This is a genomic window from Acidovorax sp. NPDC077693 (assembly GCF_044542805.1).
GTDB lineage: Bacteria > Pseudomonadota > Gammaproteobacteria > Burkholderiales > Burkholderiaceae_C > Acidovorax.
The window spans coordinates 45,214-69,947 of sequence record NZ_JBITVD010000012.1; the positions used below are offsets into that span (position 1 = coordinate 45,214).

Here is a 24,734-nt window from a genome sequence, read left to right on the forward strand (position 1 = left end):
CCACTTGATGGCTACCAACGGCATGCCTCGGTGGCCTTAGATGGGGTGTTTCTTTTTTTCGTCGAAATACTGTATAAGACGAATAAAAGGAACAAATTTCCGCCATGCTTGCTGACAGCCACTCCCAGCGCGTCCTTGATCTGGCCCAACAGAAGGGGCTGCTACGCGCCAGCGATCTGGTCGCTATCGAGGCACCGCGCATCGTCCTGACGCGCTTGACCGCTGCGGGCCTGCTCGACAAGGTGGGGCGAGGCCTTTACCGTCTGCCCAGCCACTCGGGGTCCGAGCACGAAGGCCTCGCGGCGGTCGCGACCAAAGTACCGCAAGGCGTTTTCTGCCTGCTGACCGCACTCCAATTCCATGAACTGACTACCCAACTTCCACGGCAGGTCTGGATCGCCATGCCGCGCGGCAGCCACGTTCCGCGCATCGAGTACCCCCCCATCAAAATGGTGCAGATGACGGGCGATGTCTACCTGGAGGGTATCGAAAATGTCGAGCGCGACGGTGTGAATCTGCGTGTGTACTGCGTGGCGAAGACCGTGGCCGACTGCTTCAAGCACCGCAACAAGATCGGACTGGATGTGGCGCTGGAGGCACTGAGGGAAGTACGTAGCAAGCGCCGAGCCACGGCGGACGACCTCTGGCGCTATGCAAAGCTGTGCCGCGTCGCCAACGTGATGCGTCCCTACCTGGAGGCCCTGGAATGAGTGATATCGCGGCGTCGGTTCGTGCCCGTTTGCTCAACATCGCCAAGACGCAGAACTCGGACTTCAATCAGGTGTTGGTGCGTTTCGCGCTGGAGCGCATTCTCTACCGCCTGACGCGATCGAAGCACGCGGATCGCTTTGTGTTGAAGGGCGCGCTGCTGTTCACGCTTTGGTACGACATGCCGCACCGGGCTACCCGTGATGCCGACTTGCTGGGCTTCGGTGCAAGCGATCTGGAGTCTGTCGCACGGGTTTTCCGCGAGATCGCTGCGGTCACTGTGGACGATGGCATCGTGTTCGATCCGGCCTCAGTCGCGGTCGAAGAAATCCGCAAGGACACAGGCTACGGCGGTGTTCGGGTGGTCATTGCGGGCGAACTGGCAAAGGCGCGTTGAAGAAGAACGATCTCGATCCGCAACCGCTCACTGCCATCGTGGCGAGGTTGCGAGAGACTTTGGTGCCAGCACTGAAGAGAGCAGCACCATGAATAGCACTGTGATTGCTCAAGGGGACTGAGCGCCCGCAGCTGGTTGTGTTTGGAGCGGGTGAAGGGAATCGAACCCTCGTATGAAGCTTGGGAAGCTGCCGTTCTACCATTGAACTACACCCGCGACGGCTGCGATTATAGGCAGCATCCGTGCAGGCCCCGGCCTCGGGTTGCGCCAAGCGCGCAAAACGCATATTCATAGCCGATCTTGTTGGTTGGGCCGATGGGCTGTGCGCCCTAAATTCCTTTCACCTGCTGCACACGGCGCAGGTTCTCTTCACAGACTTGGAAAGGACGCCCATGACCGCCCCACGCAACCCTTCGACACGTTCCACCTGGAGCGCCTGGCTTCGCACCTGTGTGGCGGGCAGCATGGTGGTATGGGGCGGGGCTGTGCTGGCTGCCACGCCCATCCCTGCCGGCCCGTTGGTCAGCACCGAATGGCTGGCGCAGAACCTGGACAACCAGCAGGTGCGCATTGTCGAGGTGAGCGTGAACCCGGGCCTGTACGAGCGGGGCCACGTGCCCGGCGCCGTCAACTTCTCGTGGCACCAGGACCTGAACGACCGCGTGCGCCGCGACATCGTGAGCAAGGAGGGCTTCGAGGCCCTGCTGTCCAAGGCGGGCGTCTCGCCCGACACCACCGTGGTGCTGTACGGCGACACCAACAACTGGTTTGCCGCCTGGGGCGCGTGGGTGTTCGACATCTACGGCGTGAAGAACGTCAAGCTGCTCGACGGGGGCCGCAAGAAGTGGGAGGCCGAGAACCAGCCGCTCAACAACCGCGTGCCCGAGTTCGCGGCCACCAGCTACAAGGTGGGCGCAGTCAACACGCAGTTGCGGGCCCGCTTGTCGGACGCGCTGGCCGCTGCCGAGGGCAAGACCAACGCGAAGCTGGTGGACATCCGCTCGGCCGACGAATACAGCGGCAAGATCTTTGCGCCGGCCGGCGTGCCGGAGCTGAGCATCCGCGCCGGCCACATCCCCGGCGCGGCCAACGTGCCCTGGGGCCAGGCGGTGAAGGAAGACGGCACCTTCAAGTCTGCCGACGAGCTCAAGAAGCTCTACGCCAACGCGGGCGTGGACGGCAGCCGGCCCATCATCACGTACTGCCGCATCGGCGAGCGCTCCAGCCACACCTGGTTCGCGCTGTCCAAGATCCTGGGCTACAACGTGAAGAACTACGACGGCTCCTGGACGGAATATGGCAATTCGGTCGGCGTGCCCATCAACAACCCGGCCGGCACCGTGTGGGCGGCCAAGTGAGGTGGACGGATTGAAGCGACGAGCGAGAGACAGCGAAAGTCACGGCTTTTGGTAGGGGGTCTCTTTTACAGCCCGCTTCGTGCGGGCTTTTTTTCTGCCTGGGACTTCGCGCTGTGCGGCATCTGTCCACGTCGTCTCAACGGCCCCACTGATCCATCCATCAATCTATGAGCTTTTCATTCCGATTTCCCTCTGCGACAGCATGGCTGGCCTTGACCCTGCTGGCCGCTCTGATCGCCGTCGCTCAGTGGCTGCAGGGCCAGGCGGGCGGGCGCACCCTGGTGTTTGCACTGGCCTGCGGTGCGGTGCTGGGCATCGTGCTGCAGCGATCGCGCTTTTGCTTTTACTGCCACGCACGCGACTGGTTCGAAGACCGCAACCCGCGAGGCATGCTCGCCATCGTGCTGGCGTTGGCTGTGGGCCTGTTGGGCTACACCGTGGTGCTGGGCAGCTGGCTGCCCGTGCCGCAGCCCGGCAAGCTGCCGCCGGACATGCACATCGGCCCGGTGAGCTGGGTGCTGCTGGCGGCGGGGCTGTCGTTCGGCGCGGGCATGGTGGTGTCGGGCTCGTGCATCAGTGCGCACTGGTACCGGCTGGCCGAGGGGTCCGTGGTGTCTCCGTTCGCGTTGGTGGGGTCGGTGCTTGGGTTCATCCTTGGCTTCAAGTCCTGGAACGGCCTGTACAGCGCCAGCGTGGCCGATGCGCCGGTGGTGTGGCTGCCGGCGCACCTGGGGTACGGCGGCGCCTTGCTGGTGCAGCTGGGCGTGCTCGCGCTGGTCGCCGCGTGGCTGTGGCGCGGCTTTGCGCGTGAGGCTGGCGGGGAACGTGCCGGCAGAGTCCCTCCGTTGCGCGAGGTGTGGCGCAGCCTTTGGACGGGGCGCTGGCACTACTGGGTGGGCGGGCTTGCCGTGGGCCTGATCGGTGCGTTCGCCATCGTGCGCATGCGGCCCCTGGGCGTGACGGCCACGCTGGGCGGTGCGGCACGGCAATGGGCGCAAGGGCAGGGGTGGATACCGGACCGGCTAGACGGGCTCGACGGCTTTGCGGGCTGCGCCACGCTGCCGCCGTCCACCTGGCTCACGCCCAATGCGCTGCTGCTGGCGGGGCTGGTGGCCGGGGCCTTCGTGGCGGCGCTGGCCAGCCGCCAGTTCGCGCCGCGCTGGCCCACCTGGCGCGATGCGGCGCGGGGCCTGTCGGGCGGGGTGCTGCTGGGGTGGGGTGCGATGACGGGCCTGGGCTGCACCATCGGCACCTTGCTGTCGGGCGGCATGGCGGGGGCGCTGTCGGGCTGGGTGTTTGGCGCTGCGGTGTTCTTTGCGGTGTGGGCGGGGCTGTGGGGCCGGCGCGTGGTCCGGCAGCGGGGCTTTGGCGCGCGTTGAGCCTGTTCGCCCAGGGCCTCTCAGGGCCTAAGTCCATGGCCTTCCTAGGGCCATTGCGGCCTGCGGTCCCGTGCGCGGTCACGGCGTTGGCTGACGCGCGAATACCGGTCACTGCGGCACGATGCCTGCTCGGCCCCGCGTGAGGGCCCACCGCGAGAGGGCATGAATGGCTTCGAAGGACACTGACGGCAAGGAACCCCGCACCGGCAAGGGGAGCGAAAAACAGGACGACAAGGACTCCAAGGCCCAGCGCGAGCTGGGCATCCTCGGCCCGCACGGCGACATGAGGCTGGCGTCCGTCATCATCAACGGCTATAGCCTGGAGCTGCGCGACCGCGAGAGCGACGGCTTCGTGGGCGACGTGGCCAGCGGTACCGCGTTTCGCCACATGCTCGATGCCTGGCGAAAGCTCGTCACCTCCATGTCAGGCAAGGACCCCTTCGGCAGCAAGGCCACGCGCGACTTCTCCAAGAAACAGCTGGACAAGCTGGCCGACAAGAACGACGACGCGGCGCACGCCCTGGAGCAGGCCGCCGAAGACTATGCACTGCAGCTGGCCGGCGTGGTGCAGCGCTTCATGAAGCAGCCCACCTGGCGCGATGTGGAGCGCGTCATCCTGGGCGGGGGCTTTCACCAGAGCGAGTTCGGCAGCCGCGCCATCGACCGGGTGCGCGACATCCTCAAGGCCGACAAGACCCCGGTGGAGCTGCACACGCTGCACCACCACGCCGACGAGGGCGGCCTGATCGGCTGGGTGCACCTGGCGCCACCGGCGCTGCTGCAAAGCTACGACGCGATCCTGGCGGTGGACATCGGTGGCACCAACGTGCGCTGCGGCATCGTGCAGACCCACCTGCACCGCGCGCCCGACATGTCGCTGGCCGAGGTGGTGCGCCGCGAAAAATGGACGCACAAGGACGACAGCCCGCGGCGCGATGAACTGGTCGAAGGCATCGCCGAGCGGCTGGAAGACCTGATCGCCCATGCCGAGAAAAAGAAGATCGCGCTCGCACCCTACATCGGCGTGGCCTGCCCCGGCCTGATCGTGGAAGACGGCTCCATCGCCGGGGGCACGCAGAACCTGCCCGGCAACTGGGAGAGCACCCGCTTTCACCTGCCGCGCGACCTGTGCGAACGCCTGCCCACCATCGGCCACGGCCGCACCCAGGTGTGCCTGCACAACGATGCGGTGGTGCAGGGCCTGTCGCAGCTGCCCTTCACGCAGGACGTGAGGCGCTGGGCGGTGCTGACCGTGGGCACGGGGCTGGGCAATGCAAGCTACACCAACCGGTCACCGGTCGGTGATGAGTGACAATTTGAATAAAAAATGCCGCTCGCGCCCGGTGCGCAAGCGGCAGTAGCTATCGAAATGATAGTGATCGGCGCAGGGCACACGGCCCTACGCTGACGCGGCCGGCGTTACTGCTGGATGTCCCCCAGGCACAGGTACTTGATCTCCACGTAGTCGTCCATGCCGTGGTGCGAGCCCTCACGGCCCAGGCCGGACTGCTTGACGCCGCCGAACGGCACATGCTCGGTGGCCAGCAGGCCCACGTTGACGCCCACCATGCCGTACTCCAGCGCTTCGCCCACGCGGAAGATGCGGCTCACGTCGCGGCTGTAGAAGTAGCTGGCCAGGCCGAACTCGGTGTTGTTGGCGGCGTCGATGGCCTCCTGCTCGGTCTTGAACTTGAAGACCGGCGCGAACGGGCCGAAGGTCTCTTCGCGTGCACACAGCATGTCGGGCGTGGCGTCGGCCACCACGGTGGGCTCGAAGAACTGGCCCGAACCCAGGCTTTGCAGGCGCTGGCCGCCGGCCACCACCTTGCCGCCCTTGGCCAGCGCATCCTGAACATGGCGCTGCACCTTCACGAGCGCGGCTTCCTCGATCAGCGGGCCCTGGTTCACGCCGGCCTCGAAGCCGTTGCCCACCTTGGCGGTTTTGACCTTGGCCGCGAACTTGGCCACGAACTCGTCGTACACGCCTTCCTGCACGTAAAAGCGGTTGGTGCACACGCAGGTCTGGCCGGCGTTGCGGTACTTGCTGGCGAAGGCGCCTTCGACCGCGCTGTCGATGTCGGCATCGTCGAACACCAGGAAAGGCGCGTTGCCACCCAGCTCCAGCGACATCTTCTTGACCGTGGGGGCCGACTGCGCCATCAGGATGCGGCCCACCTCGGTGCTGCCGGTGAAGCTGATGTGGCGCACCACGTCGCTCGCGCACAGCACCTTGCCGATGGCAATGGAGTTGTCGCTGTCGGCGGGCAGGATGTTGAACACGCCTGGCGGAATGCCCGCGCGGATGGCCAGCTCGGCCGCGGCCAGGGCGGTGAGCGGCGTGAGTTCGGCCGGCTTGATGACCACGGGGCAGCCTGCGGCCAGAGCGGGCGCGACCTTGCGGGTGATCATGGCCAGCGGAAAGTTCCAGGGCGTGATCGCGGCGCACACGCCGATGGGTTGCTTGAGCACCAGGAGGCGGCGGGTGTTGTCGAACTGCGGCAGCACCTCGCCGTTCACGCGCTTGGCCTCTTCGGCGAACCACTCCACAAAGCTCGCGCCGTAGGCGACCTCGCCCTTGGCCTCGGCGAGCGGCTTGCCTTGCTCGGCGGTCATGAGGCGGCCCAGGTCGTCCTGGTTCGCCATGAGCAGGTCGAACCACTTGCGCAGGATGATGCTGCGCTCCTTGGCGGTCTTGCGCTTCCAGGGGCCCCAGGCCGTGTTGGCGGCGGCAATCGCCGCCTCGGCGTCGGCGGCACCCAGGTTGGCCACGTCGGCAAGCTTGAGGCCCGTGGCCGGGTCGTTCACGTCGAAGCGGCTGCTGCCCGCCACCCACTGGCCGTCGATGAGGCCGTCGGTCTTGAGCAGGCTGGGGTCGTTGAGCTGGGCGAGGGGGGAGGTCTTCATGTCCATGGGAGTGTTCCGGGAAGAGTGAAGGGTGGTGTGAAGGATGTCGTGATCTACAGGGGGCGGTGCCGCCCGCCGCAGCCACCGATGGCATCGCCAAAGGCTAGCACGGGGCGGTGTCGCGGTTGTCACCAATGTGGCAATGGCAACGGTGCGTTGAAGCAGAGGATGCCAGTCACGCGCGCCGTCCCCGCAGCCACTCCAGCACCAGCAGCAGGCCAGTGGTGAACAGGATGAGCAGCGTGGCCACGGCCGCGATGGTGGGCGAGATGTTCTCGCGGATGCCGGTGAACATCTGGCGCGGCAGCGTGGCCTGCTCGGCGCCGGCCAGGAAGAGCGTGACCACCACCTCGTCGAACGATGTGGCAAAAGCGAACAGCGCTCCCGAGATCACGCCCGGCGCGATCACCGGCAGCGTGATGCGAAAGAAGGTGTTGAGCGGCGTCTCGCCCAGGCTGAGCGACGCGCGCACCAGGTTGTGGTTGAAGCCGGCCAGCGTGGCCAGCACGGTGGTCAGCACGAACGGTGCGCCGAGAGCGGCGTGCACGATGATCAGGCCCGCATAGCTGTCGGCCAGGCCCAGCGGCGCAAAGTACAGGTAGGTGGCCACGCCCACCACGATGATGGGCACCACCATGGGCGCGATCAGGATGCCCATGAGCAGGCCCTTGAAGCGGAAGTCCGCCCGCGACAGGCCCACCGCCGCCAGCGTGCCCAGCACCGTGGCCACCAGCGTGGCCGCCGGCGCCACGATGAAGCTGTTGCGCGTGGCCCGTGCCCATTCGGGTGACTCGAACAGGTGCCGGTACCACTTGAGCGACCAGCCGTGGATGGGGTAGGCGAGGAACGAACTCTCGGAGAACGACAGCGGCACCATCACGAGGATGGGCGCCAGCAGGAACACCAGCACGGCCACGCACAGCACGCGCACGGCCCACCAGCCGAGCTTGTCGGCGAGCGTGGCGTAGAGAGGAAATGGAGGAAGGCGAAGCATGATCGGCGGCATTCTGCGTCAGAAGGTGGAGGTCATCCCAGGCTCAATTCGGCCTTGCCGAACCGTCGGTAGACGCCGTAGAGCACGAGTGTTGCAGCCAGCAGCAGGGCGCCCAGCGCGCAGGCCATGCCCCAGTTCACCTCCACGTTGGTGTAGCGGGCGATGTAGTAGCTGAGCATCTGGTCGTCCGCACCGCCCAGCAGCGCGGGCGTGACGTAGTAGCCGATGGCCAGGATGAACACCAGCAGCACCCCGGCGCCGATGCCCGGGTAGGTCTGCGGCACATACACCCGAAAGAACGCGGCCAGCGGCGCGCTGCCCAGCGACACGGCCGCGCGCAGGTAGGTGGGCGGCACGCTCTTCATCACGCTGTACAGCGGCAGGATGATGAAAGGCAGCAGGATGTGCACCATGGCGATCACCACCCCCGTGCGGTTGAACAGCAGCGCCAGTGGCTGCTCGATGATGCCCAGGCCCATCAGTCCGCGGTTGACCAGCCCTTCGGACTGCAGCAGCACGATCCACGCCGCCACCCGCACAAGGATGGACGTCCAGAACGGCACCAGCACCAGGATCATCAGCACGTTGGCCTGGCGCGCAGGCAACTGGGCGAGCCACCAGGCCAGCGGGTAGCCCAGCAGCAGGCACACCAGCGTGACCACCAGGCTGATGTGGAAGGTGCGCAGCAGGATGCCGCCGAACGCGCGCTGCTCCTCTGGCATGCGTTCGATGTGGCCCAGCGCGTCGCGCTGCAGGTCGACGGAGGCGAGCAGGTAGTCCGGCGTCCAGCGTGCGCCGTTCTTGGCGATGGCGCGCCACAGCAACGGCTCGCCCCAGCGTGCGTCCTTGGCGATGAGCTGTTCGCGCACGGCATCGGGCGTGCCCTGCATCGGCAGCGCACGGAAGGCGCCCATCACCAGCGACCGCGCACCCGGCATGTCCGAATTGAGCCGGCGCGCCAGCGCGCCTGCGTCCGAGCTGTCGGGCAACCGCGCCAGGTCGCTCATCAGCGCGGCATAGGCGGCGGGCCCGGGGGCCGCTTGCCGGTCCCAGCCATGCAGCGCCTGCACGGTGGTGGGCAGGGCATTGGCCACCTCGGGGTTTTCCACCCCGCGCTGCAGCAGCGCCGCAATGGGCACCAGCAGCGTGAGCAGCAAAAACACCAGCAGCGGCAGCGTGAGGGCGAAGGCCCGCCACTTGCGCCGCGCCTCGGCGCGCGACAGGGCCTGGCGCAGGGTGCCCGCGGGCGGCGCGCTGGGGGTAGTGGCGAGTGGGACGGCGGCAGCAGTAGCGTGCATGGCAGGGCTTTGTTTGCGCTGGGGCGTTCGTTGCGTGGCGATCGATTTACTGCGTGGCCCAGGCGGCGAAGCGCTTTTCCAGTGCCTCGCCCTGGTCCGACCAGAAGGCCACGCCGAACTGCAGGGCCTCCTTGGCGTTGGCGGCCGACGTGGGCAGGTCGTCCAGCACCTTCTTGTCCAGCTTGGCCAGGGCCGTGGTGTTGGCCGGGCCGTAGGCGATGTTCTGCGCGTAGGCGGCCTGGTTGGCGGTCTGCAGGGTGAAGGCGATGAACTTCACCGCCGCATCCTTGTTGGGCGTGCCCTTGGGGATGGCCCAGTAGTCCAGGTCGTAGATGCCGCCGGGCCAGTAGATCTTGAGGTTGCGGCCTTCGCGGTTGGCTGCGTCGATGCGGCCGTTGAACACGGTGGTCAGCACCACGTCGCCGGCCACCAGGAACTGCGGCGCCTGGGCGCCGGCTTCCCACCACTGGATGTGGGGCTTGAGCTCGGTCAGCTTCCTGAAGGCGCGGTCTGCGCCGTCCTTGGTGGCCAGCACCTTGTAGACGTCGGCGGGCTTGACGCCGTCGGCCAGCAGTGCGAATTCGAGGTTGTAGCGCGCGCCCTTGCGCATGCCGCGCTTGCCGGGGATCTTCTTGGTGTCCCAGAAGTCGGCCCAGCTCGTGGGGGCGGTCTTGAGCTTGTCGCCGTTGTAGGCCATGACGGTGGACCACACGAAGATGCCCACGGCGCATTCGTTCACGGCGGCGGGCAGCAGCACCGACTTGTCCACGATCTTGCTGTAGTCGAGCTTTTCGTACAGGCCCTCGTCGCAGCCGCGCGCAGCGTCGGGCGACTCGACCTCGACCACGTCCCAGGTGACCTTCTTGGCCTCCACCATGGCCTTGACCTTGGCCTGCTCGCCGTTGTATTCCACGGCGACGATCTTGTTGCCGGCCTTTTCATAGGGTTCGTAGAACGCCTTCTTCTGGGCGTTGGCATTGGCGCCGCCGAAGTTCACGACGGTCAGTGGCGTGGCTGGCTGCTGCGCAAGGCCGGGCAGTGCCAGGCAGGCGGCCAGGGATGCGAGGGCGATCAGGCTCTTGTTTTTCATGGTGCAGTTTTCCTTGGGTGGTGAGAGGGGAAAGGGGGACGGCGAACGGGACGGGAATCGAGAACAGAAACGAAACGGGTGGTGGTGGATGGCCGGCCTGCGGCTCAGGCCGCGTAGATGCGCGTGGCCTCGGGCGGAAACTCCAGCAGCACGGCATCGCCGGGCTGTGGCGGCGGGAAGGCGTCGGACACCTGGGCCAGCGCGCGCTTGACGGTGGCCTGCTCCTGGCCGTGGCCCATGTCGCAGATGAGGCGAAGGTGGTCGCCGTGGTAGATGGTGCGGGCCACCGTGGCCGGCACGGCCGACACCTTCGGGTAGGCGGTGTGCGGGTGCAGCACGATGCGCTCGGGCCGCACGCAGGCCTGCACGCGGGCGCCGCGTGCGCTGTGGTTCACGTTCCGGCCCGGCAGCAGATGGCCGCCGGGCAGCTGGATGGCGGCATCGTCGCCGCCCGCGCCGTGCAGCGTGCCGGTCAGCACCGTGCTGTCGCCCACGAAACCGGCCACGAAGCGGTTGGACGGCGCCTCGTACAGCGTTTCCACATCGGCCAGTTGCTGGATCACGCCTTCGTTGAACACGGCCACGCGGTCGCTCATCGTCAGCGCCTCGCCCTGGTCGTGCGTCACGTAGACAAAGGTCACGCCCAGCTGGCGGTGCAGCTCTTTCAGCTCGATCTGCATGTGCTCGCGCAGCTGCTTGTCCAGCGCGCCCAGAGGTTCGTCCATCAGCACCAGCTCGGGGTTGAACACCAGCGCGCGCGCCAGGGCCACGCGCTGCTGCTGCCCGCCCGACAGGCGCGTGGGCAGGCGGTCGGCCATGCCCGCCAGGCGCACCATGTCCAGCGCTTTCTTCACGCGCGTGGCCTGCTCGGCCTTGGGCACCTTGCGCACCGTGAGCGGGTAGGCCACGTTCTGGCCCACCGTGAGGTGCGGGAACAGCGCGTAGTTCTGGAACACCATGCCGAAGTTGCGCTTGTGCGGCGGGGTGCGGGTGATCTGCTTGCCGTCCAGCAGGATGTCGCCGGCCGTGGGCGACTCGAACCCCGCCAGCATCATCAGCGTGGTGGTCTTGCCCGAGCCCGAGGGCCCCAGCAGGCTCAGGAACTCGCCGCGCTCGATGTCCAGGTCCAGCGCGCGCACGACCAGTTGTTCGCCGTCGTAGGTCTTTTGCACGCCGCTGAAGCGGACCAGGGGTTCTGCAGGGGTCATCGTGGTGGCCATGGGTTGAATGCGGGCAGATGAAAATCCGGGGCTCAGCCCACGGCGGCGAAGCTGGCCGCGAGGATGGCCAGGCCTTCGTCCAGCAGTTCGTTGGAGGCGGTGAGCGGCACCAGGATGCGGATCACGTTGCTGTAGGTGCCGCACGACAGCAGGATGAGCCCGCGCCGCGCGGCCTCGGCCACCACCTTCTTCGTCAGTGCTGCGTCGGGGAGGTGCACGTCCCCGGCTTCGAACAGCTCAATGGCGACCATGGCGCCCAGGCCGCGCACGTCGCCGATGGCCGGCACCTTTACCGCCAGGTCCTTGAGGCTGCGCACCAGCAGAGCGCCCATGTCCTGGCTGCGGGCCAGGAGCTGCTCTTTCTCGAACGCCGCGATCACGGCCAGCGCCGCGGCGCAGGCCACGGGGCTGCCCGCATAGGTGCCGCCCAGGCCGCCGGGGGCGGGGGCGTCCATCACATCGGCCCGGCCTACCACGCCGGCCAGCGGAAAGCCGCCTGCCAGGGACTTGGCGGTGGTGATGAGGTCCGGCGCCACGGGCCACTGCTCGCAAGCGAACCAGGTGCCGGTGCGGCCCGCGCCGGTCTGTACTTCGTCGGCAATGAGCAGGATGCCGTGGCGGTCGGCCAGCGCCTTCAGGCCGGCGATGAACTCGGGCGGCGCCACGTAGAAGCCGCCTTCGCCCTGCACGGGCTCTACGATGAACGCCGCCACGCGCTCGGGCTCCACGTCGTTCTTGAAGATCAGCTCCACCGACTGCAGCGCCTGCTCCACGCCCACGCCGTGCAGCGCGTTGGGGAACAGGGCGTGGTACACCTCGCCGGGGAAGGGCCCGAAGCCCGTCTTGTACGGCACGACCTTGCCCGTGAGGCCCAGCGTGAGGTTGGTGCGGCCGTGGTAGCCGCCGGTGAAGGCGATGACGCCGGGGCGCTGGGTGTAGGCGCGGGCGATCTTCACGGCGTTCTCCACCGCTTCGGCGCCGGTGGTCAAGAGCAGGCTCTTCTTGGGGAAGGCACCGGGGGCCAGCGTGTTCAGGCGCTCGGCCACTTCCACGTAGGGCTCGTACGCCACGACCTGGAAGCAGGTGTGGGTGTACAGATCCAGCTGGGCCTTCACGGCGTCGATCACGCCCGCATGCAGGTGGCCGGTGTTGAGCACCGCGATGCCGCCGGCGAAGTCGATGAAGCGGCGGCCCTCCACGTCCCACAGCTCGGCGTTGCGGGCCTTCTGGACGAAGAGTTCGTGGGCCTGGCCCACGCCCCGTGCCACGGCGGCATGGCGGCGGGCGAGGAGGGCGGCGTTGGTGAAGTGGCGGTCTTGCTGCATGGCGGTGGCGTGGTGTGAACGAGGCAATGAATGGATGAAGGAAGGAATGCGGCGAATTCTGGAAGCCGCGCCGCGGACCGTCCATGTACACCGCAGCGCTGCCGGGCGCGCACTGTGCAGGTCTAGAATCCTGTACAGGCAATCCCTGATCTGGTGTGCGCCAGGACGGTGCACAATTCGCCCCCTTTTTGGCCCTCTTGATGCTCACTCTCAGCCCGGATCTCCAGACCCCCCTGGTCAGCCAAATCGTCGACGGCCTGCGGGGGCTCATCACGGGGCAGGTGCTCAAGCCAGGCAGCAAGCTCCCCTCCATCCGCGCTTTTGCGGCCGCCCACGGCGTGAGCGTGTTCACCGTGGTCGAGGCCTACGACCGCCTGGTCGCGCAGGGCTGGCTGGTCTCGCGGGCGAATGCGGGCTTCTTCGTGAAGCGGCGCGACAACGACGGCGCCGCGCCCAGCGCTGGGGCACTGGCGCGGCCGGTGCCCCGTTTCGATGCACGCTGGTACCTCAAACAAATTTTTGAAAACCGCAACCTGCCGATGAAACCCGGCTGCGGCTGGCTGCCGCACGACTGGCTGTTCGGCGACGCGGTGCGGCGCAGCATGCGCCAGCTGTCGGCCGACGGGCCGGAGCTCGACGGCTACGGCCTGCCGCATGGCCACATGGCGCTGCGCATGGTGGTGGCCGAGTCGCTGGCCGAGCACCACCTGGCAGTGGATGCGGACCAGGTGCTGCTCACGCAGGGCTCCAGCCAGGCGCTGGACCTGATCGCGCGGCGGATCGTGAAGCCCGGCGACGTGGTGCTGGTGGACGACCCGGGCTACCCCAACCTGCTGTTCATGCTGCGCTTTGCAGGCGCGCAACTGGTGGGCGTGCCGCGCACGGCGGCCGGCTACGACCTGCCGGCGCTGGAGGCGCTGCTCGCCGAGCACAAGCCCACGGCCTACTTCACCCAGCCACGGCTGCAAAGCCCCACCTGTTCGGTGGCGTCGGTGGCGCACCTGCATAGGCTGCTGCAACTGGCCGAGCAGCACGGATTCCTGCTGGTCGAAAACGACATCTATGCCGACATGGACACGGGCGTGCGCCCGTCGCTGGCGAGCCTGGACCAGCTCAACCGCGTGATCTACATCGGGAGTTTTTCGAAGACCATTTCGCCCAACCTGCGCACGGGCTATGTGGCCGCGCGGCGCGACCTGCTGGACGAGCTGGTGCAGATCAAGATGATCTCGGGCCTGACCTCGTCCGAGATCACCGAGCGCGTGACCTTCGGCGTGGTCACCGACGGCCGCTGGCGCAAGCACCTGAAGTCCTTGCGCGAGCGTTTGGCCGAGGCGCACCGCAGCGTGGGGCGGCGTTTGCTGAGCCTGGGCTTCGAGCTGTTCCACGAGCCCGAGGCCGGCATGTACCTGTGGGCGCGGCACCCCGACCTGCCCGACAGCGCGGAGCTGTCGAAGGAAGCCACGGGCGCGGGCATCATGCTCGGCCCCGGCCAGCTGTTCCTGGTGGAGCCACGCCCCACGGGCTGGCTGCGCTTCAACGTGTCGTTCAGCCAGGACGAGCGCCTGTGGCGCTTTCTGGAGCAGCGCATCGCGGCCGGGCAGCAGGTGGGCGATTAGGGGCGGGCAGCGCGGGCTACCTGCCTGTTCTTTTGAATGTTTTTGGCCGCTACCGCTTGATGGTCAAGCGCTGGCAGCTATAAAAATGATAGCTTTTCCTGCCGCGCGTCGCCGGCTGTGTGCCACGTCGGCCCGCCGGCCCGCAGGCCCGTCGCGCCATCGGGACATCGGCACTTTCTCATCACCGGTCGATGATGTGCCGCGCAAACCGCTCCAGGTAGTCGAGCAACTGTTCGGCACCGGCCACGGCGTGCGCCTCGTCACCGCTGGCGATGCCCTGCGCCAGGTGCATGTGGGCCCGGGCACCTTCGGACACCTCGCCCTCGTGCTGGTAGGCGTACCAGAACCGCCGGCACTGCACGATGAGCGGCTGCACGCTTTTGACGGCGGAATGGTTCTGGCAGGCCTGGTGCACGACCACGTCCAGCGCGTGGTCGGCCTGCATGTAGTCGTCCAGGTGGCCGCGCGCCGCGGCATCCACCATTTTCTCGGCGCACTGCACGATGGCCTGGCGCTGCGGCGCCGTGGCGCGGCGCGCGGCGCAGGCGGCGATCAGGCGTTCCAGCACACGGCGGGTCTGGATCACGTCCAGATGGTCCGCCAGGTCGATGTGCGACACCAGCAGCCCGCGCCGGGGCTGCTGCGCGATCAGCCCGATGGACACCATGCGCAGCAGCGCCTCGCGCACGGGGGTGCGGCCCAGGCCGGTGCGTTCCACGATCTCGGCCTCGACCACCGGTGAGCCGGGCAGCAGTTGCAGCGTGGAGATCATGGTCTCGATGGCGTCGTAGGCCACGTCGGCCGCGCGCCGCTTGAGGGCCGGGTCTCGCTGGGTGGGGGCGCTGCGGGTGGTCATGGAGGGCGTGTCCGGTGTTGTAGGTGTTGTGTTTGGAGCGGAATCTTAGTGGCCTCAGGGTATGACCCCGCGGGCGCCACGGCAAGCAGCGCGTGCGCGCGCGGGGCGGCTGATGTTGCGCCGTGGCAGTGCCGGCGCGAAAGGGGGCCTGCCGCCACGTGGTGGCGCCTCGTCAACCGGTGTGCCGCGGGACCTCGTCGGCACGGCTGCTGCTTGCGGCCGCAGCGGCCACAGCGGCCAGCGTGCCGATGCGCACGGGCGCCAGCAGGTGGCGCGGCGGGGCGGGCGTCCACCCCAGCAGGTGGTGCGTGGCTGCGCCGCAGATGCGGCCCTGGCAGGCGCCCATGCCGCAGCGGGTGTGCAGCTTGGCGTCGATCCAGCCGGAGCGCTGGGCGAGGTCGGCGTAGCGCACGTCTTCGCAGCGGCACACCAGCGTGTCCGGCTCGGCCAGCCGGCGCAGCGCGGGCTGCAGCGCAAAGTGCCGGTGCAGCGCGTCCGCAAAGGCATGCCAGCGGGCGCGCTCGGCGTGCAGAGCGCGGGCCGCGGCGATATCGCCCACGGCGATGTGGCCGGCAATGGCACCTTCGGCGCGCGAGCGCTCGCTGCCGCCAAAGCCGGTGCACTCCCCCGCGGCCAGCAGGCCGGGCACAGCGTCGGCGGGGTGTGGTTCGCCGGGGCCGTGGGCGGCGCCACCGCGCAGCAGCCGCTGGTCCGCATCGACCGCCAGGCCCTGGCGCTTGCCCACGCGCCCGCCGAGCATCTGGCCGAGTTCGGTGTTGGGCACCAGGCCAAAGCCGCAGGCCAGGCGGTCGCAGGCGATCTCGCGCTCCTGCCCGCCCTGGTGGAGCGTGACCGACTGCACCGCGCCGTGTGGGCTGTGGGCGCCATGGGCACGCACCACATGGCTGCCGGCGCGGTACACCGCGGGCAGCAAGGCTGCGGCCTGTACAGCCTTGCCCGGCCAGCGCGCCAGGCTGGCACCGAATCGGGCCAGCGCAGTCCAGGGGGCTTGTTCAGCGACGGTGACGACCTGCGCGCCGGCCTGCCGGGCGGTGTGCGCAGCCGCCAGCAGCAGCGGGCCGCTGCCCGCCACCACGATGCGCTGGCCGGCCACCGGCAGGCCGCCCTTGATGAGGGCCTGCAAGCCGCCGGCGCCGGTCACGCCCGGCAGCGTCCAGCCGGGGAAGGGCAGCAGCAGTTCGCGCGCGCCGGTGCACAGGATGATCTGGCGGGCGTGCTGCACCCAGCCGCCCTGTGCGTCTTCGAGCCACAGCGCATGCAGGCCCGCGCTGCGCGCCGTCTGCTCGGCCAGGCCCACCACGCGCGTGCCGCAGCGCAGCTGCACATGGGCGTGGCGCTCCAGCGCTTTGCGTTGCTGCCGGGCGGCGGGGGGCAGCGTGACGCCTGGGCCGTCGCGCCAGATCTGGCCGCCGGGGGCAGGGTTGTCGTCCAGCAGCACGATGCGTGCGCCGCTGGGCGCAGCCGCCAGCGCGGCGGCCAGCCCGGCAGGGCCTGCGCCCACGATGAGCAGGTCGCAGGTGGACGGTGGGGCGTCGGGGGATGCGGTGGGAGTGGCGGTGGTCATGGTGGGCTGCTGTTCGCGGTCTGCAAGCCGGTGGCCACCTGCATGCCGTCGCGGCACAGCGTCTGGCAGGCCAGGCGGCGCACGCCGTCGATCTGCACGCGGCATTCGTGGCAGATACCCATGCCGCACAGCGGAGCGCGCACCTCGCCGCGCACCGAGCGGCGCGTGGCGCCCGGCGGCTGCGCTTGCGCCAGGGCCGCGGCCACGGTGGTGCCGGGGCGCACCTGCACGGAATGGCCGTCCAGCGACAGGGTGATGGTGGCGGGGTCGGTCATGCCTGCAGCGATGCGAAACGGTGGGCTGCGAAGGGCGCAGCGTCGAGCGGCAGCGGGGTGCCCGTGATCTGCGCAGCCAGCAGCTGCGCCGTGGCCGGGGCGGTGGTCACGCCCAGCCCCTCGTGGCCCACGGCCAGCCAGAGGTGCGGGCGGTGCGGGTGCGCGCCGATGATGGGCAGGCCATCGGGCGTGGCCGCGCGAAAGCCTGTCCAGGTGCGGATGGCGTTCAGGTCGGCCAGGCCCGGCAGGTACTCCAGCGCGCGCTGCAGCATGCGCGCCAGCACGGCGTCGTTGACCGCCGGGTCGGTGGTGTCGAACTCGCGCGACGAGCCGATCAGCAGTTGCCCCGTGGGTCGCGGCTGCACGTTGAAGGCGACCGAGGTGCCGTCGCTGTGGTGCGCGCTGGTGATGTAGCCCAGCTCCACCAGCTGGTGGTGCACGGTGCCGGGGTAGCGGTCGGTGATGAGCAGGTGGCCCTTCTTGGGGCGCAGGGGCAGGCCGGGGCACAGCGCGGCGGCGTGGATGCCGCTGGCCAGCACGATGGCGCCCGCCTGGCGCGTGCTGCCGTCCCGCAGCGTGGCGCACTGGCCGTCGATGTGCACGACCTCGGCCTCTTCGATGCACAGACGGCCAGGGCCGCCGTGCAGGGCGGCGTCGTCCAGCAGCCACTGCGCGGCGCGTGGGGCGTAGACCACGCTGTCGGCAGCGACGCGCAGCGCACCGGCCATGCCGGGGCGCAGTGCCGGCTCGGCGCGCGCCAGACCGGCGGCGTCCAGCAGTTCGCAGTCCACGCCGTGGGCCTGCAACGTGGCGCGCTTGTCCTGTGCGGCCTGCAGCTCGGCGTCATTGGCGGCCAGCCACAGCGTGCCGCAGGCGCTGAAAGCGCAGCCCGCATCCATGCGCGGCGCCCAGGTGTGCCAGAGGTTCAGCGACGCCTGGCTGAGCGCGAGCTCCGCCGGGTTGTCGTCCATCAGCACCAGGTGCCCCATGCCGGCCGCAGTGGCGCCGCCCAGGCGCGCGTCGACGATGCGCACCGACAGCCCGGCCTGCACCAGCGCGTGTGCACAGGCCGCGCCGATGATGCCGGCGCCGATCACGAGGACATCGGTGTGCTGCATGGCAGGAGAGTACGCAGTGCGCTGGGGGATGGATTGCAGGTGTTCACGCCGTTTCGTGTCGCCAACTGCCGGTGGACAGGGCGCGCTCCGAGCGCGTGGACGGCCAGCAAGGGCCGCCCCGCAGCCAAGGCCGTCGTCCCCCTGGGGGGAAGGCGCGCAGCGACACCGGGGGCCTTCACAGCTTGATGCCCCAGCCGAAGGGGTCGTTGTCTTCGATGAGCAGCGTGGCCTCGGCGCTCATGTGGGCACGGCCGCGCAGGGTGGGGATGACCTTGCCGCCGCCGTCAACGGCCAACGTGTAGCTGGCCTCGAACTCGCTGCCGATGATGCTGGCCTGCCGCCACACCTGGCCCGGCTGCAGCTTGCCGTCGGCTGCGAGACATGCCACCTTGGCGCTGGTGCCGGTGCCGCAGGGCGAGCGGTCGTAGGCCTTGCCGGGGCACAGCACGAAGTTGCGGCTGTCGGCCGGTTCATCGGTGCGGTCGTCGTCGGCAAAGAGTTCGATGTGGTCGATCTCGCCGCCGTTGTCGCCGCGGATGCCCTGGTCCTTCAATGCCTGCTGGACTGCGAAGGTGTAGGCCGTCAGGGCGTCGAGGTTGTCGCTGGCCACGCGCTGGCCGTGGTCCGCCACCAGAAAGAACCAGTTGCCGCCCCAGGCCACGTCGCCCACCACGCGCCCATAGCCCGGCACGTCGACGGCCAACTGGTGGTGCAGGCGGTACGCCGGCACGTTGCGCACGCTGACCGAGCCGTCGTCGTGCAGCGTGGTGGTGACGGTGCCCACGGGCGTCTCGATGCGGTGCTCGCCCGGCGTGATGCGGCCCAGGTAGGCCAGCGACGCGACGAGGCCGATGGTGCCGTGGCCGCACATGCCGAGGTAACCGGTGTTGTTGAAGAAGATCACGCCCGCCGCGTTGGCAGGGTCCTGCGGCGCGCAGAGCAGCGCCCCCACGATCACATCGTTGCCGCGCGGCTCCAGCACCGTGGCGGCCCGCCATGCATCGTGCTGGCTGGCCAGCAGCGCGCGGCGCTCGGTCATGCTGCCCGCACCCAGGTCGGGAAAGCCGCCGACGACAAGCCGCGTGGGCTCGCCGCCGGTGTGGGAGTCGAGGATCTGGATGCGTTTCATGGTGTGAGGTGGTTCAGGGCGTTGCAGATGGTCTGGGCGATTCGGGGGAAGGCGCCGCCGGCAGCTGATGCGGATGTGCTTTCCATCCATCATTCAACACCGTTCGGGCTGAGCCTGTTGAAGCCTTGCGCAGCGCTTCGACAAGCTCAGCGTGAACGGTTCTTGCATTTTTGACGAAATGGGTACCCGGGGCGCTTCAAAGATTCGTCAAGGGGGCTTCAGCTTCAATAACTCGCCAAGGGAAAGGGCGCAGCGTTGCGGAAGGTCAGCACCGTGATGGGCGCCTGCTTCAGATTGCCCTTGTCATCGTAGGCGTAGGTGCCTGCCACGCCCTGGTAGCTGGCGCTGTACATCTGCGCGCCCACCTTCGCGGGCTGGGTGGAGTTGGCCTTTTGCATCGACTCGCCCATGAACATCACCTGGTCGTAGTAGGAGGCCGCATACGCGTCGGCATCCAGCTTGAAGCGCGCCTTGTACTTGGCCTTGAAGGCGGGGCCGTTGGCCGCCTTGTCGAGCATGGTGCCGCCCTGCGCGCAGAACACGGTGTCGTTGACGGCGTCGCCACCCAGCTTGCCCACCTCGGGGCTGCACAGCGTGTCGCCGCCCAGCAGCTTGGCGGTCAGGCCCAGCTGCTTCATCTGCCGCGCCATCGGGGCGGCCTGCGGTGCGTAGCCGCCAAAGAAGATGGCCTGCGGCTGCTTGCCCTTGAGGCTGGTGAGGATGGACAGGAAGTCCGTGGACTTGTCGGTGGTGAACTCCTGGCCCACCACGGTCAGGCCCTGCTTCTTGGCCTCCTTGGTGAACTGGTCGGCCACGCCCTGGCCGAAGGCGGTGCGGTCGTCGATGACGGCCACCTGCTTGACCTTCATCACCTGCGCGGCGTACACGGCCATGTTGGAGCCGATCTGCGTGTCGCTGGCGATGATGCGAAACAGGTTCTTGTAGCCACTCTCTGTCACTTTGGGGTTGGTGCCCACGGTGGACACCATGGCCCCGCCGTCGCTGTACACGCGCGACGCCGGGATGGCCACGCCCGAGCAGTACGGGCCCATGACGAACTTCACGCCGCTGTCCACGAGCTTCTGTGCCACGCTGACGCCGGTGCGGGCGTCGCACTGATCGTCCTCGGACACCAGCTCGAACTTCAGCACCTTGCCTTCGACGGTGATTTTTTTGGCATTGAGCTCCTCGACGGCCAGACGCACGCCGTTCTCGTTGTCCTTGCCTGCAAAGGCATTGGGGCCCGAGAGCGGGCCGCTGTGGCCGATCTTCACCACCTGCTCCTGGGCGCTGGCGTGGTGGGCGTGGCCAGCCAGCATCAGCGCGGCGATGGCGGCAGGGGTCAGGGCGCGAAATCCGAAAGCACGTGTCATGGGAAGCCTTGGGTGGGTGAGGTGAATGAAAGGGCCGCTGTCGTCTGTGACCCGGCGGTGCGGCCCGGCGGCGCGGTCTGGCAGGTCGGGCCTGCTCAGGCTACGGACTGGTACTGGGTGGGCCGGGTGTCGAGCGCCTTCTTCACCACGCTTTCGACGAACGCGCGCTCTTCGCCCACCAGCGGCAGGCGAGGGCGGCGCATGTGCTCGGTGCCGACGCCGACGAGTGCGTCGATGAGCTTGAGGTTCTGCACCAGCTTGTTCGATACATCGAGGTGCAGCATGGGCGTCATCCACTGGTACAGCGGCAGCGCCTCGGCAAACTTGCCGGCCTTCATCAGGTCGTACAGCGCCACGGTTTCGCGCGGAAAGGCGCAGCCCACGCCGGCCAGCAGGCCGTCGCAGCCCAGTGCCAGGCCTTCGTAGGCCAGATCGTCCACGCCCAGAAAGAGCTGGTAGCGGTCGCCCACGGTGTTGCGCAGGTCGGTGATGCGGCGGATGTCGCCTGTGCTTTCCTTGATGGCGGCGATCCACTCGCAGTCGGCCAGCTCGACCATGTGCTCGGGCTTGAGGTCCACGCGGTACGCCACGGGGTTGTTGTAGACCATCAGGGGGCGCTGGGCGGCGCCCGCCATGGCACGCACGTTGGCCATGGCCTCGCGCGCATCGGCGACGTAGATCACCGAGGGCATGACCATGTAGCCGGCCACGCCGAGCTTGTTGGCACCGTCGATGTAGCGCAGGGCCTCGCGGGTGCTGGTCTCGGAGACGTTGGCCAGCACCGGGATGCGGCCGTCGGCGGCGTCCAGGGCGATCTTGGCGACCTCCAGTTTTTCTTCCAGGCTCAACGTGCTGGCTTCGCCCAGCGAGCCACAGGTCACCAGGCCATGGATGCCGTTGCGGATCTGAAAGTCGATGTGCCGGGCCGTGCCCTCAGCGTCGATGGACTCGTCGGCGTGGAACTTGGTGGTGATGGCGGGGAAGATGCCTTGCCAGCGGGGTTGGGGATTCACGGATGCTCCTTCGGGGGGTGAGGGTGAAGCGCTGCTGCTTCGGTGGATTTATAAATATATTAACAACATATCTAAAATCCACAAGCGGGATTTTTACCAGCAGAGGAGGGCGGGCCGCACCAGGGCGCCCGGCGTTTGCAGTCCGTGAATGGGGCGGTGCGGACGCATAACCATCGTCGCGTGCGGAGGGCGGTTGCGACCATGGCCGCACACAGCGCCCGCCTGTCGCTGCCCAGCCACGGCCCCCAGGGAGAGCAAACCTATAATGAAAGGTTGGTCCCGATGGGCGGCCCGCAGGCATTGGCCTGCAGGGCGGCCTGCTGTGTGAAACCACTCCTACACACCATGAGCAATCCCACTTTTTCCGTCGCAGACATCCGCAAGTCCTTCCTGGACTTCTTTGCCTCCAAGGGCCACACCATCGTGGCGTCGAGCCCCCTGGTGCCCGGCAACGATCCCACGCTGATGTTCACCAACTCGGGCATGGTGCAGTTCAAGGACGTGTTCCTGGGCACCGACAAGCGCCCGTACAACCGGGCCGTGTCCGTACAGGCCTGCCTGCGGGCCGGCGGCAAGCACAACGACCTGGAGAACGTGGGCTACACCGCCCGCCACCACACCTTCTTCGAGATGCTGGGCAACTGGTCGTTCGGCGACTACTTCAAGCGCGAGTCGCTCAAGTGGGCCTGGGAGCTGCTGACCGAGGTCTACAAGCTGCCCAAGGAGCGCCTGCTGGCCACCGTCTACCAGGAAGACGACGAGGCCTATGACATCTGGACCAAGGAAATCGGCCTGCCGCCCGAGCGCGTGATCCGCATCGGCGACAACAAGGGCGGCCGCTACAAGTCCGACAACTTCTGGATGATGGCCGACACCGGCCCCTGCGGCCCCTGCTCGGAAATCTTCTACGACCACGGCCCGCACATCCCCGGCGGCCCTCCCGGCAGCCCCGACGAAGACGGCGACCGCTTCATCGAGATCTGGAACAACGTGTTCATGCAGTTCGACATGGCCGAAGACGGCTCGGTCACGCCGCTGCCCGCGCCCTGCGTGGACACGGGCATGGGCCTGGAGCGCCTGGCCGCCATCCTGCAGCACGTGCACAGCAACTACGAGATCGACCTGTTCGACGCGCTGATCAAGGCCGCGGGCCGCGAGACCGGTGTGGCCGACCTGAACAACAAGAGCCTGCGCGTGATCGCGGACCACATCCGCGCCACCGCCTTTTTGGTGAGCGACGGCGTTATCCCGAGCAACGAAGGCCGCGGCTACGTGCAGCGCCGCATCGTGCGCCGCGCCATCCGCCACGGCTACAAGCTGGGCAAGAAGACGCCTTTCTTCCACAAGCTGGTGGCCGACCTGGTGCGCCTGATGGGCGACGCCTACCCCAAGCTGCGCGAGCAGGAGCAGCGCATCACCGAAGTGCTCAAGGCCGAGGAAGAGCGCTTCTTCGAGACGCTGGCCAACGGCATGGAAATCCTGGACGCCGCCCTGGCCGGCGGCGCCAAGGTGCTGCCCGGCGACGTGGCCTTCAAGCTGCACGACACCTATGGCTTTCCGCTGGACCTGACCAACGACGTGTGCCGCGAGCGTGACGTCGAAGTGGACGAGGCCGGCTTCAAGGCCGCCATGGAAAAGCAAAAGGCCCAGGCCCGCGCTGCCGGCAAGTTCAAGATGGACAAGGCGCTGGAGTACACCGGTGACATCAACCAGTTCACCGGCTACGACAAGCTGGCCGAAGCTGCAAAAATTGTCGCCATCTACGTGGACGGCACCAGCACCGCGGCCCTCAAGACCGGCCAGACCGGCGTGGTGGTGCTCGACACCACCCCCTTCTACGCTGAAAGCGGCGGCCAGGTGGGTGACGAAGGCACCATCACCAGCGGCTCGGCACGTTTTGCGGTGGGCGACACGCTCAAGGTGAAGGCCGACGTGTACGGCCACCACGGCACTCTGGAAGAAGGTACGCTGAACGTGGGCGACACGGTGCAGGCCGAGGTGAACACGGCCCTGCGCGCCGCCACGGTGCGCAACCACTCGGCCACCCACCTCATGCACAAGGCCCTGCGCGAAGTGCTGGGCAGCCACGTGCAGCAAAAGGGCAGCCTGGTGAACGCCGAGCGCACCCGCTTCGACTTTGCACACAACGCCCCGGTGACGGATGCGCAGGTGCGCGAGATCGAGCGCCTGGTGAACGAGGAAATCCTGGCCAACCACCCCACGCAGGCCCGTGTGATGGACATCGAATCGGCCCAGAAGACCGGCGCGATGATGCTGTTCGGCGAGAAGTACGGCGAGACCGTGCGCGTGCTGGACATCGGCTCCAGCCGCGAGCTGTGCGGCGGCACCCACGTGCAGCGCACGGGCGACATCGGCCTGTTCAAGGTCGTGGCCGAAGGCGGCGTGGCCGCGGGCGTGCGCCGCATCGAGGCCGTGACCGGCACCAATGCGCTGGCCTACCTGCAGCAGCTTGAAAGCACCGTCAACCAGGCGGCCGGCACGCTCAAGACATCGGCGACCGAGCTCAATGGCCGCATCGGCCAGGCGCTCGACAACGTGCGTGCGCTGGAGAAGGAAGTGGCGGCCTTGAAGGGCAAGCTGGCCTCCAGCCAGGGCGACGAGTTGGTGAACCAGGCGGTGGAGATCAAGGGCCTGAAGGTCCTGGCCGCTGCGCTGCCGGGCGCCGATGCCAAGACCCTGCGCGACACCATGGACAAGCTCAAGGACAAGCTCAAGACCGCCGCCATCGTGCTGGCGGCCGTGGACGGCGACAAGGTGCAGATCGCCGCGGGCGTGACGTCCGACAGCATCGGCAAGCTCAAGGCCGGCGAACTGGTCAACTTCGTGGCCCAGCAAGTGGGCGGCAAGGGCGGCGGCAAGCCTGACATGGCCATGGCGGGCGGCACGGATGCGTCCAAGCTGCCCGCAGCGCTGGCATCGGTGACGGGCTGGGTGACGCAGCAGCTGGGCTGATCGACTGGCCCTGGACCACCATGTTGCCGGGCTGACGTCTGGCGAAGGTGGTTCAGGCGGTCCAGAGGGACTGCTCCAGGTGCAGGCGCAACGAAAGAAGTCGCGACGTCGGTAACGATG

General features: G+C 68.0%; 19 protein-coding genes, 1 tRNA gene and 1 pseudogene. 7 read left to right on the forward strand and 14 right to left on the reverse strand.

The window, feature by feature from the left end; translation table 11 throughout:
* Window positions 1–104 precede the first annotated feature (104 nt).
* Window positions 105–710: a type IV toxin-antitoxin system AbiEi family antitoxin domain-containing protein gene (locus tag ACIGHN_RS17680; RefSeq protein ID WP_056421471.1), complete on the forward strand. Its 606-nt coding sequence runs from the start codon at window positions 105–107 to the stop codon at window positions 708–710.
* A pseudogene (locus ACIGHN_RS17685) lies at window positions 707–1,102 on the forward strand (nucleotidyl transferase AbiEii/AbiGii toxin family protein); the annotation flags it as partial. The gene ACIGHN_RS17680 and the pseudogene ACIGHN_RS17685, both read left to right, overlap by 4 nt.
* Window positions 1,103–1,247: 145 nt before the next feature.
* Here ACIGHN_RS17685 and ACIGHN_RS17690 read toward each other — a convergent pair.
* Window positions 1,248–1,321: transfer RNA gene (locus ACIGHN_RS17690), tRNA-Gly, on the reverse strand.
* Window positions 1,322–1,569: 248 nt separating this feature from the next.
* On the opposite strand from ACIGHN_RS17690, the gene ACIGHN_RS17695 reads away from it, so the two are divergent.
* The 3 genes from ACIGHN_RS17695 to ACIGHN_RS17705 all read left to right on the forward strand — a co-directional run bounded on the left by ACIGHN_RS17695 (window position 1,570) and on the right by ACIGHN_RS17705 (window position 5,154).
* The gene (locus ACIGHN_RS17695) at window positions 1,570–2,463 is read left to right on the forward strand and encodes a sulfurtransferase (RefSeq protein ID WP_156370952.1); all 894 of its coding nucleotides are present in this window, start codon (window positions 1,570–1,572) and stop codon (window positions 2,461–2,463) included.
* Between the two features lie 167 nt (window positions 2,464–2,630).
* Window positions 2,631–3,842 (forward strand): YeeE/YedE family protein, encoded by a 1,212-nt coding sequence (locus ACIGHN_RS17700; RefSeq protein WP_396505379.1) that lies wholly within the window; start codon window positions 2,631–2,633, stop codon window positions 3,840–3,842.
* A gap of 166 nt (window positions 3,843–4,008) precedes the next feature.
* Window positions 4,009–5,154: an ROK family protein gene (locus ACIGHN_RS17705; RefSeq protein WP_056421468.1), complete on the forward strand. Its 1,146-nt coding sequence runs from the start codon at window positions 4,009–4,011 to the stop codon at window positions 5,152–5,154.
* A 107-nt stretch (window positions 5,155–5,261) separates the two neighbouring features.
* On the opposite strand, the gene ACIGHN_RS17710 is transcribed toward ACIGHN_RS17705, so the two are convergent.
* From ACIGHN_RS17710 to gabT, 6 genes are all read right to left on the reverse strand, one after another.
* On the reverse strand, window positions 5,262–6,752 hold the full coding sequence (locus ACIGHN_RS17710) for an NAD-dependent succinate-semialdehyde dehydrogenase (protein WP_396505380.1): 1,491 nt from the start codon (window positions 6,750–6,752) through the stop codon (window positions 5,262–5,264).
* A 169-nt stretch (window positions 6,753–6,921) separates the two neighbouring features.
* The gene (locus ACIGHN_RS17715; RefSeq protein ID WP_056421466.1) at window positions 6,922–7,740 is read right to left on the reverse strand and encodes an ABC transporter permease; all 819 of its coding nucleotides are present in this window, start codon (window positions 7,738–7,740) and stop codon (window positions 6,922–6,924) included.
* Between the two features lie 32 nt (window positions 7,741–7,772).
* Window positions 7,773–9,038: an ABC transporter permease gene (locus tag ACIGHN_RS17720; RefSeq protein WP_396505381.1), complete on the reverse strand. Its 1,266-nt coding sequence runs from the start codon at window positions 9,036–9,038 to the stop codon at window positions 7,773–7,775.
* Window positions 9,039–9,084: 46 nt separating this feature from the next.
* A complete protein-coding gene (locus tag ACIGHN_RS17725; RefSeq protein ID WP_396505382.1) occupies window positions 9,085–10,128 on the reverse strand; it encodes an extracellular solute-binding protein in 1,044 nt (347 codons plus the stop codon).
* A gap of 104 nt (window positions 10,129–10,232) precedes the next feature.
* Window positions 10,233–11,336: an ABC transporter ATP-binding protein gene (locus tag ACIGHN_RS17730; protein ID WP_396505503.1), complete on the reverse strand. Its 1,104-nt coding sequence runs from the start codon at window positions 11,334–11,336 to the stop codon at window positions 10,233–10,235.
* A 44-nt stretch (window positions 11,337–11,380) separates the two neighbouring features.
* Window positions 11,381–12,673, reverse strand: a complete 1,293-nt coding sequence (gene gabT, locus ACIGHN_RS17735) for a 4-aminobutyrate--2-oxoglutarate transaminase (RefSeq protein WP_396505383.1) — start codon at window positions 12,671–12,673, stop codon at window positions 11,381–11,383.
* Between the two features lie 200 nt (window positions 12,674–12,873).
* Here gabT and ACIGHN_RS17740 point away from each other — a divergent pair, with 200 nt between their 5' ends.
* Entirely contained in the window at window positions 12,874–14,292 is a 1,419-nt protein-coding gene (locus ACIGHN_RS17740) for a PLP-dependent aminotransferase family protein (RefSeq protein WP_396505384.1), read from the forward strand.
* 181 nt (window positions 14,293–14,473) lie between these two features.
* Here ACIGHN_RS17740 and ACIGHN_RS17745 read toward each other — a convergent pair whose 3' ends face one another.
* The 7 genes from ACIGHN_RS17745 to ACIGHN_RS17775 all read right to left on the reverse strand — a co-directional run bounded on the left by ACIGHN_RS17745 (window position 14,474) and on the right by ACIGHN_RS17775 (window position 21,641).
* Entirely contained in the window at window positions 14,474–15,148 is a 675-nt protein-coding gene (locus tag ACIGHN_RS17745; protein WP_396505385.1) for a GntR family transcriptional regulator, read from the reverse strand.
* A 172-nt stretch (window positions 15,149–15,320) separates the two neighbouring features.
* Entirely contained in the window at window positions 15,321–16,733 is a 1,413-nt protein-coding gene (locus ACIGHN_RS17750) for an FAD-dependent oxidoreductase (RefSeq protein WP_396505386.1), read from the reverse strand.
* Window positions 16,730–17,008: a 2Fe-2S iron-sulfur cluster-binding protein gene (locus ACIGHN_RS17755; protein WP_056168687.1), complete on the reverse strand. Its 279-nt coding sequence runs from the start codon at window positions 17,006–17,008 to the stop codon at window positions 16,730–16,732. Before ACIGHN_RS17755 ends, ACIGHN_RS17750 begins: the two co-directional genes overlap by 4 nt.
* On the reverse strand, window positions 17,005–18,126 hold the full coding sequence (locus ACIGHN_RS17760; RefSeq protein ID WP_396505387.1) for an NAD(P)/FAD-dependent oxidoreductase: 1,122 nt from the start codon (window positions 18,124–18,126) through the stop codon (window positions 17,005–17,007). Before ACIGHN_RS17760 ends, ACIGHN_RS17755 begins: the two co-directional genes overlap by 4 nt.
* A gap of 175 nt (window positions 18,127–18,301) precedes the next feature.
* Window positions 18,302–19,255, reverse strand: a complete 954-nt coding sequence (locus tag ACIGHN_RS17765; RefSeq protein WP_396505388.1) for a 4-hydroxyproline epimerase — start codon at window positions 19,253–19,255, stop codon at window positions 18,302–18,304.
* A 224-nt stretch (window positions 19,256–19,479) separates the two neighbouring features.
* On the reverse strand, window positions 19,480–20,628 hold the full coding sequence (locus ACIGHN_RS17770) for a branched-chain amino acid ABC transporter substrate-binding protein (protein ID WP_396505389.1): 1,149 nt from the start codon (window positions 20,626–20,628) through the stop codon (window positions 19,480–19,482).
* A gap of 95 nt (window positions 20,629–20,723) precedes the next feature.
* Window positions 20,724–21,641: a dihydrodipicolinate synthase family protein gene (locus tag ACIGHN_RS17775; RefSeq protein ID WP_396505390.1), complete on the reverse strand. Its 918-nt coding sequence runs from the start codon at window positions 21,639–21,641 to the stop codon at window positions 20,724–20,726.
* A 345-nt stretch (window positions 21,642–21,986) separates the two neighbouring features.
* Here ACIGHN_RS17775 and alaS point away from each other — a divergent pair, with 345 nt between their 5' ends.
* A complete protein-coding gene (gene alaS, locus ACIGHN_RS17780) occupies window positions 21,987–24,614 on the forward strand; it encodes an alanine--tRNA ligase (protein WP_396505391.1) in 2,628 nt (875 codons plus the stop codon).
* The last annotated feature ends 120 nt before the right edge of the window (window positions 24,615–24,734 follow it).